This window comes from Pantoea sp. WMus005 (assembly GCF_013415305.1).
In the GTDB taxonomy this organism is placed as follows: Bacteria; Pseudomonadota; Gammaproteobacteria; order Enterobacterales; family Enterobacteriaceae; genus Pantoea; species Pantoea rara.
The window spans coordinates 488,330-501,297 of record NZ_JACBXU010000002.1 but is presented as its reverse complement, the minus strand read 5'-3'; the positions used below and the strand labels follow the sequence as shown (position 1 = coordinate 501,297).

The following is a 12,968-nucleotide window of genomic DNA, read 5'->3' as shown; positions in this document are numbered from 1 at the left end:
GCAATTGCACAGAGCCGGGCGGTCATTTACCGAATTTGCGGTGGATGTCACACTATGATGTGGCAGAAAGCAGGCATAAAAAAAGCGGACCGCAGTCCGCCTCTTCATCAATTATTGTTAAGTTACTGCATCAGCAGATAGATGCTGCTGTCACCGCGTTTCACATTCAGCGCCAGAACGGACGGCTTAGTGTCGAGGACTTTCCGCAGTTCGCCCAGGTTGGTGACCGGCTGCTGGTTAACGCCCTGAATCACGTCACCCTTTTTCAGGCCAATACGCGCTGCGGCACTGCCAGCTTTCACATTATCAATGCGAACACCTTTATCGCCAGTTTCAACATTGCTGAGGTCAGCCCCTTCAATGCCATTGTAAATGGTGGCGGATTGTACTTTTGCCTGACTACTCTGCTGCAACTGAACAGAGACATCGACCGGTTTGCCATCACGCAGCAGGCCCAGTTTCAGGGTGGTGCCAACCGGCAGTGAACCTACTTCTGCGCGCAGCGAAGCAAAGCTGCTCAGCGGCTTGCCGTTCATCGAAACAATCACGTCACCCGCTTTGATACCCGCTTTAGCAGCCGCTGAGTCTGGCAGCACCTGGCTGACAAAGGCACCACGCTGTGCATCGACCTTCATCGCTTTTGCCAGCTCGGAGTTCAGTTCAGTTCCCTGTACCCCCAGCTCGCCGCGTTTCACCTGTCCAAACTCAACCATCTGAGCCGTCAGATTTTTCACCATATTGCTTGGGATAGCAAAGCCGATACCGATGTTGCCACCATCCGGCGCCAGAATGGCGGTATTAATCCCGATCAGTTCACCGTTGAGGTTAACCAGTGCCCCGCCGGAGTTACCCCGGTTAATCGCCGCATCCGTCTGGATAAAGTTTTCATAGTTTTCCACGTTCAGGCCGCTGCGTCCCAGCGCCGAGACGATACCGGAGGTCACGGTTTCACCCAGACCATACGGGTTGCCGATCGCCACAGTGTAATCACCGACGCGCAGATTGTCAGAGTCAGCAATTTTTACAGCGGTCAGATTTTTAGCTTGCTGCAGCTGGACCAGTGCAATGTCAGAGCTGGGATCTTTACCGATCACTTTTGCGTCATAGCGACGACCGTCGCTGAGTTGCACCTGAATTTTGGTGGCGTTATTCACCACGTGGTTGTTGGTTACCACATAGCCTTTTTCAGCGTTGATGATGACGCCCGATCCCAGAGCACGGAATTTTTCCTGCTGAGTATCAGGGGCAGGAGCGCCGCCATTACCGCCCGCACCGTCACCGCTCTGGCACATGGGTGAACCCTGGAACGGAGAGCCGTCCTGACAGAATGGCGAATTGTCGCCAAAGAATTGCTGAAACTGCTGCGGCATGCGCGGCGTTTTCACCGTGGTGGTGCCCTCGACGCTGATACTGACCACAGACGGCATTACTTTTTCCAGCATGGGTGCCAGACTCGGGAGTTGCTGGCTATCGGAAGAAGCCGTTTGTGCAGCAAAAACAGTAACAGGGGCGAGCGCCATGCTCAGGCTCAACGCAAGCGCACTTAACACTAAAGTCTTTTTTTTCATTTTTCGTTTCTCGATGAGATTACTGTTCAGACCATTGCTGTGGTCGAAAGGTGAGATAAATGTTTTAGCGCGAAGTTCCTTTAAAAGTTTAAGGCAAAGGTAAAAATTTATTCGCGCTCTTTACAAATGGCGGCTTATTCTACTGCCATTAACCGCCGGTACTCATCCCAGGCATAGAGATCGGTCATCCCGCTGATATAATCCTGAATCAGCCGGAAGCGATAATAACGTTCCCACAACAGCCGCTGATATTTATGCTCAACCACCAGAGTACGCATTTTATGCAAATAGGCTTTTCGGTGTTTACCGGAAAGCTTATGGAAAAGTCGGGTTTCAATGGGATGCTGTCGCAGGAAATCTTCATTTATCAGCGTGGTAAAGGCTTCATAATTCAGGCGCATCAGCGGCTGATAGATCTCCAGCAGCCCTTTAATCACCCGGTATCCCTGCAACTCCAGCTGCTCGACTTCGGAATGGTTAAAGACCTGCTGGCGCGCAACGGTTTTAAACAGTTGAAGTAAGCGGCCCTCTTCACCCTCATCTTCCAGAAGTGCATGATTGAAACTTCCGTCGAATATCGCAGGCAGATTATCAACGAAACGTTTTACAGCGTAACTTACCAACACACTCTGAACATTTACGCGTAATGACATAAAAAACTGATCGCTGCGGCTTCGGCGTTTTTTACTGCAGGCTTCACGCCAGGCTTCGCCAATAGTCCGGCTGAAAGCGTCATTATTTTTAACCGGCCCCCAGGCTTTATTGAGAAACTCAAACAAACTCTCAACATTAAAGATATCTTTTTCTACAGCGTCGTCCAAATCGGCAATACAATAGGAGATATCATCCGCAGCTTCCATTATATAGGTGAGCGGAAAGCGATGATGTTCTTCCATATTGGTAGCAGCACGCAAATCCGCAATATAATCCTGCTCAGAAAGATAAAAGCCGGGTTTCTTCATTAAGGCGCTAAATTCGCCAGGCTTTTCCCCCTGCCACCACGCGGGCGCCGTATATTTCAGGATGCAGGCAACCTGAGAATAACTGAGATTGAGTTGCAGCAGCGTATGCACCATGCGAATGGCCTGCGCGTTGCCCTCGAAATGACAGAGATCCTGGCGGATCATGGCATTCAGTTGATCAAAGGCTTTCCGCTGTTCTTCTCCTTCCACGCCTGCCACCAGCGGATCAACCAGGTCAGCAGAGAGGTTTTCTTCAAACCAGTCGTTAATGGCCGCCTCGCCAAAATGGCCAAACGGCGGATTGCCAACATCATGCAGCAGACATGCCATCTCAATCAGACTTTCAAATGCGCCTTCCATCTCATCAAGACCATACTGCGCCAGCCCGCCCTGCATCTTCAGGGTTTGCAGAATCTCTTTGGTGATGTAGCGCCCGGTCTGTTGCACCTCCAGCGAGTGTGTCAGGCGCGAGCGGACGGCGGCGTTGCGCTCCAGTGGAAAGACCTGGGTTTTCTGCTGCAGACGCCGGATAGCGGCGGAGTTGATAATCCGTCCACGGTCGCTCTCAAAATGGCGGGTAATGTAATATTCGCCTTCCGGATCTTTTCGACTGTTATAAGGGCGCGAGAAGCTGATCTTCTTCCTGAAATTGATCGCCGACATGAATTACCCCTTACTTTTTGGTGAATTAATCCCCTGAATGCCATGGTAGACTATGCCCTAATTTTTGATTCTTTACATTAGCGGAACTCACTATGAAAGCAGGCATTATTGGCGCGATGGAGCAGGAAGTCACATTGCTACGCGACAAAATTGAAAACCGTCAAACGCTGACACTGGCGGGTTGTGAAATCTATACCGGCACCCTGCAGGGCGTTGAAGTGGCACTGCTGAAATCGGGCATTGGTAAAACCTCTGCCGCGCTGGGTACCACGCTGCTGCTGCAACTCTGCAAGCCGGATGTGGTAATTAACACCGGGTCGGCGGGCGGTTTAGCGCCGTCACTCAACGTCGGTGATATCGTGGTGTCAGATGAAGTGCGTTATCACGATGCTGACGTCACTGCTTTTGGTTACGAGCCGGGTCAGATGGCGGGCTGTCCGGCCGCGTTTGTGGCAGACAGCAAGCTTATCGCGGCGGCAGAAGCCTGCATTAAACAGCTGGACCTGAATGCTGTTCGCGGTCTGGTAGTGAGCGGTGATGCCTTTATCAATGGTGCCGAACCACTGACACGCATTCGTAATCTGTTCCCGCAGGCCATTGCCGTTGAGATGGAAGCGACCGCTATCGGTCACGTCTGTCATCAGTTCCAGGTGCCGTTTGTGGTGGTGCGCGCGATTTCCGACGTGGCCGATAAAGAATCGCACCTCAGCTTTGATGAGTTCTTAAGCGTTGCAGCGAAGCAATCTTCGCTGTTGGTGGAGAACCTGCTGGCGCATCTGGCGCGTGGCTAAAAGGCTCCTGTTCTGCTGGCTGCTGCTGTTGAGCGGCAGCCTGCTCGCTTCCCCACCCCGTGTTGTCACCCTCGCCCCTCACCTTACCGAACTCGCCTTTGCTGCCGGGATTACCCCGATTGCGGTGAGCGCCTGGTCTGACTATCCGCCACAGGCGAAAAAGATTGAACAGGTCGCTAACTGGCAGGGCATCAAAGCCGAACGTATCCTGCAGCTCAAGCCGGATCTGGTTTTAGCCTGGCGTGGCGGTAATCCGCAGCGACAGATTGATCAGTTGTTGCAGCTCGGCGTGCCGGTTAAATGGATTGATCCGCTAACGCTGGATGAGATGTTCACGGCACTGGCCGGGCTGGGGCGCTGGAGCCCCAGACCGGAGCAGGCCGCCAGTGCGGCCCGACAGCTGCGTGAGCAGGAGGCCGTATTGCGACAGCGCTATGCTCATCTGACTGCGGTTCCACTTTTTTTGCAGTTTGGTCAGCAGCCGTTATTCACCGCCGCCAGAGCCACGCTGCAGAATCAAATTATTACATTGTGCGGCGGCAGAAATATCTTTGCTGACAGTCGCGTCAGCTGGCCGCAGGTCAGCCGTGAGCAGGTCCTGATGCGCCATCCTCAGGTCGTGGTGACCGCGGGCGGTGCGCAGCAGGCGGAGAACATCCGTGCATTCTGGCGACCTCAGCTTGCCGTGCCGGTGATCGCCATCAACGAAGACTGGCTGAGCCGGCCAGGCCCGCGATTGCTGCTGGCGGCGCAGCAACTCTGTGCGGCCCTGCATCCCGATGAATAAATCGGCGAATTGATTAAAGTCACTGCACTTTTTGCCGTTAATCAATACCAGAGACGAACGGGCCACGTATGCTCACCGTCCTTTTAGCGCCACGGCGCTTTTAAAACACCAGGAACCTTATATGACCAGAGCACTGCTGCTGGCCATAGGGCTAACGATCACCGGACCTGCATTTGCGGGATCGATAAATGGCTCTATAGGCGCCAGGCTTGTCATCTATTCACGCTGTGAAATCAACACGGCTAACGGTCAGCTCGCGCCGCAGATCAACTGCGGCAGACAGCCAGGCGCGCAGCCACGCGTCACCCATAGTCAGATTCAATCGCAGGGAAGTCTGAAGCAGAGTAACCGGCTGGTCACAATAGAATGGTAAACGAGGCCGTCAGAGTGACGGCCTGCGTTATCAGATACTGAAGGAAGAGCCACAGCCACAGGTGGTTTTGGCATTCGGGTTAGTCACGATAAAGCGCGATCCTTCCAGGCCTTCCGTGTAATCCACCGACCCTCCCACCAGATATTGCAGGCTCATCGGGTCAACCACCAGCGAGACGCCCTGCTTTTCAATCATCATGTCGCCATCGTTAATCTGGTCGTCAAAGGTGAAACCATACTGGAAACCACTGCAACCGCCACCGGTGATGTAGACGCGAAGTTTCAGCGCCGGATTCTCTTCGTCGGCAATCAGGTTCTTCACCTTGGTGGCTGCGGCGTCGGTAAACTGCAACGGCAGTGCTACTACTTCATCACTCATGTTTTACTCCGGTAAACGCCCAGGTCAGAAAACGACCTTAATGACGCTATTATCAGTCAGCACTTCAGCGCAATCAAGCTCTGCCCTTCGCACTCTGTGCCGCTTTCACCTCTGATAAGGACGCTACGGGTGAAACCACCTTTCGTCTGCTGCCCCTCTTCCGTAGAATGGCGCAATATTTTTCTGAAACGCTGGAGCCGAAAATGAGTAAGTCCGAACAACTGTTTGCCGAGGCACAACGCCTGATCCCGGGTGGGGTAAACTCGCCAGTACGCGCATTTACCGGTGTGGGCGGCGTTCCACTGTTTATTGAACATGCCGATGGCGCGTATCTTTATGACGCCGATGGCAAAGCCTATATCGACTATGTCGGCTCATGGGGTCCGATGGTGCTGGGTCATAACAACGTGGCGATCCGTAATGCGGTGATCGAAGCGGCACAGCGCGGACTGAGCTTTGGCGCACCGACCGAAATGGAAGTGACCATGGCGCAACTGGTGTGTGAGCTGGTGCCGAGCATGGAGATGGTGCGGATGGTTAACTCCGGCACCGAAGCGACGATGAGCGCGATCCGTCTGGCGCGTGGCTTTACCGGCCGCGATAAAATCATCAAGTTTGAAGGCTGCTACCACGGTCATGCCGACCATCTGCTGGTGAAGGCCGGTTCAGGTGCCCTGACGCTGGGTCAGCCAAACTCGCCTGGCGTACCGGCAGATTTCGCTAAACATACCCTGACCTGTACCTTTAACGATCTCGGCTCAGTGCGCAGCGCCTTCGAGCAATATCCTGATGCCATCGCGGCCATTATTGTCGAGCCGGTCGCTGGCAACATGAACTGCATCCCGCCGCAGCCGGCGTTTCTGCCAGGCTTGCGCGCGCTCTGTGATGAGTTCGGCGCGCTGCTGATTATCGATGAAGTGATGACCGGTTTCCGTGTGGCGCTGGGTGGCGCGCAGGCTCACTACAATGTGCGTCCTGACTTAACCTGCCTCGGCAAAATTATCGGTGGCGGGATGCCAGTCGGTGCATTTGGTGGCCGTCGCGAAGTCATGGCCGCGCTGGCTCCAACCGGCCCGGTTTATCAGGCAGGAACGCTTTCCGGCAACCCGATCGCTATGGCGGCCGGTTTTGCCTGCCTGACGCAGATCGCGCAGCCTGGCACTCACGACAAACTGGATGCTCTGACCCGCAAGCTGGCAGAAGGTCTGCGCGAAGCAGCCCAACAGCAAAATATCCCGCTGGTGATTAACCATGTTGGCGGGATGTTCGGCCTGTTCTTCACCGATGCTGACAGCGTGACCTGTTATGCTGATGTGACCCGCTGCGATGTGGAGCGCTTTAAAACCTTCTTCCATCTGATGCTGGAGGAAGGCGTTTACTTTGCGCCATCGGCTTATGAAGCGGGCTTTATGTCGCTGGCTCATAGCGAAGAAGATATTCAGCGCACTGTCGACGCCGCGCGTCGTTGTTTCGCGAAGCTGTAATTTCGGCAGCATTAAAGATGAAGACCGGCAGCAGCCGGTCTTTTTGTTAACCTGAACGCCGTAGCAGCCAGATAAAGTAAGGCGCACCTAAAAACGTCGCCATCAGCCCGGCTGGGATTTGATCCGGAAATGCCAGCATCCGCCCGCACCAGTCAGCCAGCACCATCAATCCTGCGCCCAGCAATCCCGATAGCAGCAGTTGCGGCAAAGCGCGCCGGAACCCCAGCATACGTGCCATATGCGGCGCCATGAGTCCGACAAAACTCAGCGGACCGATAGTCAGCGTCGCGCTGGCGGTCAGCGCGGCCGCCAGCAGCAGCAGGCTCAGCCGCGCGGGGGTTAACGCCATGCCGGCCGAGCGTGCGGTGGCACTTCCCAGCGGCAGCAGTGTCAGCCAGCGACTCGCCAGCGGTGCCAGCGAAACCAGTAACAGCGCACACACTGCGCTTTGAATCGCCTGACTGCCGCTGATGTTATAGGTTGAGCCGGAGATCCAGCTCAGAAGCCCACCCATACGCGGATCGCCACTCGCGAGCAGCAGCATCAGCAGGGTGACAAAGGCGCTGTTAAGCGCCATACCCGCCAGCAGCATCCGCTCTGGCGAGAAGCCGCCACGACTGGCTACCGCCATGATCACCAGCAGTGTCAGCGCAGCCCCCATCGCACCGGCGGGCAACAGCCATGCCATCGCATCGCCCGGCACAAAGAACATCATGATGACGACACCACACGCGGCACCTGAACTGATGCCCAGCACTTCCGGGCTGGCCATGGGATTGCCGGTCAGCCGCTGAATCAGGCTCCCCGCCACGCCCAGCATCAGGCCGGTCACCAGCGCAGACAGCACGCGCGGTGCGCGCCACGGCAGCAGCGACTGCAGCATCTCGCCCGCTGACCCGGTCCAGCCTTGCGCATCACGCCCGAACGCCAGACCACCCCACGCCAGCAGGGCCAGAACAGCGAGACCAGCCAACGTCCAGCGCAGCAGGTTCTGTCGCTCGGCGGGTACGCTGTCGCCCTGATTCAGAGCGGGCGGCACCGAACCCGTACGCAGTCGTGGCAGCAGCCACAGCAGAATCGGTACGCCGAGTAACGCCGTAGCCGTGCCGGTCGGGATATCGCGCCAGTGTGTGCTGAGCCATAACACGCAACTGTCGGCCAGCCACAGCAGCAGCGCGCCTGTAAGCGGTGCCAGCAGCATCCGGCTGAGGAGCCGTCTTCCACCCAGCAGCTTCGCCAGCAGCGGCGCAAACAGCCCGATAAAGCCGATGATACCGGCGACATTCACCAGCTGTGCGCTGAGCAGGATTGCCAGCCCGAGGCCACCGATACGCGCCACCGAGAGCGCCAGCCCCAGATTTTTTGCTACACCATCATCCAGCCCCATCAGCGTCAGCGGACGCAGCAGCGCCAGCGCCAGCAGAAATGCCAGCAGCAGGCGCGGCCAGAGTTGCTGCACATTTTCCCAGCTCATCTGATTCAGCACGCCGGTGCTCCACAGAAACATGTTCTGCAGCTGATCGTGATTGAAGATAGCGAAAATTTGATTTATCGCGCCGCTGTAGAAGCTCAGTACAAGCCCGGCCAGAATCAACGTTACTGGCGACAGACGTTTGCCCCATGCCACACCAAACACCAGCGCGGCCACCAGCAACGCCCCGCCAAGCGCGGCAAACTGCTGTGTCAGCGCGCCGCCCGGCAGATGCCACAGCGTCGCCACGGTAATGCCCAGCTGTGCGCCGGAAGAGACGCCCAGCGTGGTGGGTTCGGCCAGCGGATTCCGCAATATCTGCTGAAACAGCAGACCGGCAAGACCCAGCCCGGCGCCCACCAGCAGCGCCAGCGCCGTGCGCGGCAGCAGGCTGTAGTGAAACACCATCTGCGGCAGGCTATCGATCGTCGGTGACCAGAATGCCTGCCACCACTCTTCCTGTGGCAGCGCCTGGTGAAAATTAACCAGCGTCAGGCTGAGCGAGAGCAGAAACAGCAGGCTGAGGAGGCCTGCGGGAAACAGAGCATGTCGCATCAGTGCATCTCCAGCGCGCGTTCCAGCACGCGAACAAAGTGCAGCGCCGAGAGCGTAGCACCGTAATACCAGACCGCAGGGACGCGCTGAAAGCGTCCAGTGCGTACAAACGGCATGGCCTGCCACAGCGGGCTGCGCATCAGCTGCTGCATCTCCACGTCGTTGTCATGATCGAAACAGATGACATCCACATCTCCGGCCTGCGCCAGCTGTTCAATGCCGATCACCGCACTGCCCCAGAAGTTGGTCTCGCCCTGCCAGCCATTTTTCAGGCCCAGCAACGTCATTACTTCCAGGAACAGACTGTTTTTGCCGAAGGTAATGGCATGACGGCTGTCGAGCAGCGACATCAGCAGAATCGTGCGTCCGGCATAGGGCGCCAGCCGCTCGCGGGCCTCTGCCAGTTGCGCATCGACCTCGCGCAGATGCTGCTCTGCCCGATCGCGTAATCCAAGGCGCGCCGCCAGCTGATGCAGCGATGCGCGCGCGGCAGTGAAGGGTTTCCCGTCGCCGCTGTGAAGGTCAAAGCCCATGATCGGCGCGATGCGGGTTAGTTTCTCTTTGGGCGGGCCGTAGCCATTTGAACAGAGGATCAGCGACGGCTCCATTTGCGCCATCAGCTCAAGATTGGGTTCGGTGCGCAGGCCCACATCGATCACGCCCGCAGGCAGCGGTGGCTCCCCGACCCAGATGTTGTAGTTGTGCAGATCGGCCACACCCCAGGGCGTGACGCCTAATGCTATCAGCAGTTCGGTGGGAAGCCACTCCAGTGCAATAATCCGGCCCGGATTCGGCGTGGCGGCACGCAGGGGAAGTGTACAAACCAGTGGCGAGGCCGCCAGCGCCAGCAGTAGTCGGCGGCGATAAAGATCGGGCATCATCCTTTCCTTAACAGACAAAACTGACCGGCGCGCCGCCCTGCGGATGCGGTAAAATGCCCATCGGGATGCCATAAATCGCACCCAGCACGTCAGGCTGCATAATCGCCGCCGCATCACCTTCGGCAATCATCGTGCCCTGCCGCAGCGCCACCAGATGATCGCAGTAGCGTGCTGCCATATTGATATCGTGCAGGACCGCAATCACGGTTAAGCCGCGCTGCTGGCTCAGATCTTTTATCAGCGCCAGCACCTCAACCTGATGGGCGATATCCAGCGCCGACGTCGGTTCATCCAGCAGCAGACAGCGGCTGTTCTGTGCCACCATCATCGCCAGCCAGGCACGCTGACGCTCACCGCCCGACAGGCTATCCACCAGTCGTCCGGCAAAGGGCTTGAGTCCGACCTGTGCAATGGCATCCTCTACCCGATCGCGGTCATCCTGACCAAACCGCCCCAGCGCGCCGTGCCAGGGATAGCGGCCAATCGCCACCAGCTCCCGGACCGTCATCCCCTCCGCTGCCGGTAACTGCTGCGGCAGATAGGCCACCTGGCGGGCAAAGGCTTTGCTGTTCCAGCGCCCGACCGGCTCCTGATTCAGCAGCACTTCTCCGCTGCTGGCCACGTGATGACGGCCCAGCATTTTCAACAGTGTCGACTTACCGGAACCGTTGTGGCCAATCAGCGCGGTCATTTTGCCGGGTGGAAAGGTCAGCGAGAGTGGCTGAAGGAGAGTGCGGCCGGGCACCTCAAAACTGGCGTTTGCCAGCGTAAAAGTCGCCTCTTCTGCGTGCGGATGCGGCATGGTTATCCCTGTGAACAACGGGCGCCGAAGCGCCCGGTTAAATCAGAATCTGAAGGTCGCGGTGCCGAAAATCTTACGCTCCGCGCCCCAGTAGCAGGCGTATTCACGGTAGCAGCTGGCGACATAGTCGCGGTTGAACAGATTGTTGACGTTAACGCCTACCGTCGAGCCAGGCAGACCGAAACGACCGAGGTCATATTTCAGCGCCGCATCCACCGTGGTGTAACCGGCAACCTTAAAGTTCTGGTTCTGCTCGGTGCCAGTGCTATAGAGACCCTGGCTCTCGCCGACATAACGCACACCCGCGCCCACTGTCACGCCCGAAAGGGCTGTCTCGTGGAAGGTGTAGTCGCTCCACAGTGAGGCCATATTTTTAGGGACGCTCACCGGCGTTCTGCCTTTCAGCTGCGTGTCTTCGGTATATTCCGCATCGGTGTAGGTGTAGGACGCCGTCAGGTTAACGTTGGCATTGAGTGCCGCTTTCGCTTCCAGCTCTACGCCGCGCGACCGGATTTCACCGCTTTGAACGCTGAAATTGACATTACCGGGAGCAGCCGTCAGGTTTTTGGTTTTAGTCAGTTGGTAAACTGCGGCGGTCAGCACCACCGGACGATCTTTGGGAACATATTTCACGCCCGCTTCATACTGCTTCGCGCGGGACGGATCAAAAGGCTGCCCATCAGACGTTGTGCCTGCAGTAGGAATAAAGGATTCGCTATAGCTGAAATAAGGTGCGATGCCATTGTCGAAGACATAGTTCAGACCACCCCGCCAGGTGAAAGCCTGATCGTGATTTTTAACTTCAGTATCTTCGTTACGATTAAACGCGGATGTCATGGCATAGTCGTAGCGGCCACCCAGGGTCAGAACCCATTGATTCCATTCCATCTGATCCTGCGAATACAGGCCGGTCTGCTCCTGCTTATTCAGGTACTGATAAGGGAAAGGAGTTCCAACATTTGCATCATTACCGTACTGCGGATTAATAGCATTCAGAGGAGCAGCGCTACCAAATGCTGCATCAATATCATTACGTGTTCGCTGATAATCTACGCCCAGCAGCAGCGTATGATCAACCTGGCCGGTAGCAAACTTCGCCTGCGCCTGGGTATCGACCGCCAACTGGTTGAGCTTCTCATGAGAGACCGCCGAACCACGGGTAATTTCCTGAGTCTCCGGGATAAACCCATTGCCATAGATACTGCGGTAATCGGTGCGCAGGTCGGCGTAACGCAGGTTCTGGCGCAGCGTCCAGGTGTCGTTGAGGCTGTGCTCGGCGTTATAGCCCACCATTTTAGTGGTGCGTGAAATCTTGTTGCTCTGCTCCCCTTCATCAAAGTTGGTCGGCAGCTTGTACTGGCTGCCATCGGCACGGGTGATCGGCACCACAGTGCCCTGACGCGGCAGCCAGCCGTAATAGCCGGTTTCTGGCTCGTTCTGGAAATAGGTCAGCAGGTCAACGCGAGTACGATCGTCGGGACGCCAGCTGAAAGCCGGTGCGATGGTGTAGCGCTTCTCTTTGTTCATCGCCTGTTGCGCATCCTGACTGCGCACCTGACCGGTCAGGCGATAGCTGTAGACACCGTCATCATCCAGCGCGCCGCCAAAGTCAAAGCCGGTCGAGAAGAGGTTATCGTTGCCCATCTGGAACTGCACTTCACGCAGGGTTTCCTGGGTCGGACGCTTGCTCACCAGCGAGACCACACCGCCAGGATTGCTTTTGCCGTAGAGTACCGATACCGGACCGCGCAGCAGTTCGGCGCGCTCCAGGAAATAAGGATCGATAGCAAACTCAGAGTAGTTATCACCCTGCAGTTTCAGGCCATCCATATACTGATTGGTATTAGTTTCGCTGAAGCCGCGAATCGACAATGCATCAATCACATCTGAGCTGCCACGGTTACCGGTCAGCACGCCAGGCGTGTAGTTAAACGCCCCTTTCACGCTGGTCACGTTGCGCATTTCCATCTCTTCGCGGGTGACCACGGAGACAGACTGCGGATTTTTTTCAATCGGCGTATCGGTTTTGGTGCCGGTGGCGCTGCGTTTCGCTGCCACGGTCGGTGCCGGGCCCCAGGCGCTTTCCGCCTCAACACCGCTGCCGCCATCCGCCGAGACCACCATGGTCTCCGGCTGTGCGGCGTAAAGCGAGGTGCTCAGGCTTAGTGAGATCATGACGCCCAGAAGCGGTCGGGAAAATGTTTTTTTGGTGTTGTCTGCAAAAGTCGTTCGCGCATTCATAAAAAGGTGTCT

Annotated in this window: 11 protein-coding genes; 4 read left to right on the top strand and 7 right to left on the bottom strand. The window is 56.7% G+C overall.

Annotated features, from left to right (window positions below; genetic code table 11):
- Positions 1 to 122 precede the first annotated feature (122 nt).
- Together degP and dgt are read right to left on the bottom strand one after the other, a co-directional pair.
- Positions 123 to 1,568 (bottom strand): serine endoprotease DegP, encoded by a 1,446-nt coding sequence (degP, locus tag HZZ01_RS12550; RefSeq protein WP_179897766.1) that lies wholly within the window; start codon positions 1,566 to 1,568, stop codon positions 123 to 125.
- A 134-nt stretch (positions 1,569 to 1,702) separates the two neighbouring features.
- Entirely contained in the window at positions 1,703 to 3,193 is a 1,491-nt protein-coding gene (dgt, locus tag HZZ01_RS12545) for a dGTPase (RefSeq protein WP_179897765.1), read from the bottom strand.
- A gap of 92 nt (positions 3,194 to 3,285) precedes the next feature.
- Between dgt and mtnN the strand changes: the two genes are divergently transcribed.
- From mtnN to HZZ01_RS12530, 3 genes are all read left to right on the top strand, one after another.
- The gene (gene mtnN, locus HZZ01_RS12540; RefSeq protein WP_179897763.1) at positions 3,286 to 3,984 is read left to right on the top strand and encodes a 5'-methylthioadenosine/S-adenosylhomocysteine nucleosidase; all 699 of its coding nucleotides are present in this window, start codon (positions 3,286 to 3,288) and stop codon (positions 3,982 to 3,984) included.
- A complete protein-coding gene (gene btuF / locus HZZ01_RS12535; protein ID WP_179897760.1) occupies positions 3,977 to 4,771 on the top strand; it encodes a vitamin B12 ABC transporter substrate-binding protein BtuF in 795 nt (264 codons plus the stop codon). Before mtnN ends, btuF begins: the two co-directional genes overlap by 8 nt.
- 121 nt (positions 4,772 to 4,892) lie before the next feature.
- On the top strand, positions 4,893 to 5,144 hold the full coding sequence (locus tag HZZ01_RS12530) for a hypothetical protein (RefSeq protein ID WP_179897758.1): 252 nt from the start codon (positions 4,893 to 4,895) through the stop codon (positions 5,142 to 5,144).
- A 30-nt stretch (positions 5,145 to 5,174) separates the two neighbouring features.
- Here the strand turns inward: HZZ01_RS12530 and erpA are convergent, their stop codons facing one another.
- Positions 5,175 to 5,522, bottom strand: a complete 348-nt coding sequence (erpA, locus tag HZZ01_RS12525) for an iron-sulfur cluster insertion protein ErpA (RefSeq protein WP_179897756.1) — start codon at positions 5,520 to 5,522, stop codon at positions 5,175 to 5,177.
- 203 nt (positions 5,523 to 5,725) lie between these two features.
- Between erpA and hemL the strand changes: the two genes are divergently transcribed.
- Positions 5,726 to 7,006: a glutamate-1-semialdehyde 2,1-aminomutase gene (gene hemL, locus HZZ01_RS12520; RefSeq protein ID WP_179897754.1), complete on the top strand. Its 1,281-nt coding sequence runs from the start codon at positions 5,726 to 5,728 to the stop codon at positions 7,004 to 7,006.
- Positions 7,007 to 7,052: 46 nt separating this feature from the next.
- Here hemL and fhuB read toward each other — a convergent pair whose 3' ends face one another.
- From fhuB to fhuA, 4 genes are read right to left on the bottom strand one after another with little or no spacing between them, the layout of a single operon-like run.
- The gene (gene fhuB, locus HZZ01_RS12515) at positions 7,053 to 9,032 is read right to left on the bottom strand and encodes a Fe(3+)-hydroxamate ABC transporter permease FhuB (RefSeq protein ID WP_179897752.1); all 1,980 of its coding nucleotides are present in this window, start codon (positions 9,030 to 9,032) and stop codon (positions 7,053 to 7,055) included.
- Entirely contained in the window at positions 9,032 to 9,910 is an 879-nt protein-coding gene (fhuD, locus tag HZZ01_RS12510; protein ID WP_179897855.1) for a Fe(3+)-hydroxamate ABC transporter substrate-binding protein FhuD, read from the bottom strand. Before fhuD ends, fhuB begins: the two co-directional genes overlap by 1 nt.
- A gap of 10 nt (positions 9,911 to 9,920) precedes the next feature.
- The gene (gene fhuC / locus HZZ01_RS12505; RefSeq protein ID WP_179897750.1) at positions 9,921 to 10,715 is read right to left on the bottom strand and encodes a Fe3+-hydroxamate ABC transporter ATP-binding protein FhuC; all 795 of its coding nucleotides are present in this window, start codon (positions 10,713 to 10,715) and stop codon (positions 9,921 to 9,923) included.
- A gap of 42 nt (positions 10,716 to 10,757) precedes the next feature.
- A complete protein-coding gene (gene fhuA / locus HZZ01_RS12500; RefSeq protein ID WP_179897747.1) occupies positions 10,758 to 12,956 on the bottom strand; it encodes a ferrichrome porin FhuA in 2,199 nt (732 codons plus the stop codon).
- Between the last annotated feature and the right edge of the window lie 12 nt (positions 12,957 to 12,968).

Bases quoted from the DNA above. Each gene is read 5' to 3' on its own strand.
- degP (WP_179897766.1), bottom strand. From the start codon at position 1,568: ATGAAAAAAAAGACTTTAGTGTTAAGTGCGCTTGCGTTGAGCCTGAGC.
- dgt (WP_179897765.1), bottom strand. From the start codon at position 3,193: ATGTCGGCGATCAATTTCAGGAAGAAGATCAGCTTCTCGCGCCCTTAT.
- mtnN (WP_179897763.1), top strand. From the start codon at position 3,286: ATGAAAGCAGGCATTATTGGCGCGATGGAGCAGGAAGTCACATTGCTA.
- HZZ01_RS12530 (WP_179897758.1), top strand. From the start codon at position 4,893: ATGACCAGAGCACTGCTGCTGGCCATAGGGCTAACGATCACCGGACCT.
- erpA (WP_179897756.1), bottom strand. From the start codon at position 5,522: ATGAGTGATGAAGTAGTAGCACTGCCGTTGCAGTTTACCGACGCCGCA.
- hemL (WP_179897754.1), top strand. From the start codon at position 5,726: ATGAGTAAGTCCGAACAACTGTTTGCCGAGGCACAACGCCTGATCCCG.
- fhuB (WP_179897752.1), bottom strand. From the start codon at position 9,032: ATGCGACATGCTCTGTTTCCCGCAGGCCTCCTCAGCCTGCTGTTTCTG.
- fhuD (WP_179897855.1), bottom strand. From the start codon at position 9,910: ATGCCCGATCTTTATCGCCGCCGACTACTGCTGGCGCTGGCGGCCTCG.
- fhuC (WP_179897750.1), bottom strand. From the start codon at position 10,715: ATGCCGCATCCGCACGCAGAAGAGGCGACTTTTACGCTGGCAAACGCC.
- fhuA (WP_179897747.1), bottom strand. From the start codon at position 12,956: ATGAATGCGCGAACGACTTTTGCAGACAACACCAAAAAAACATTTTCC.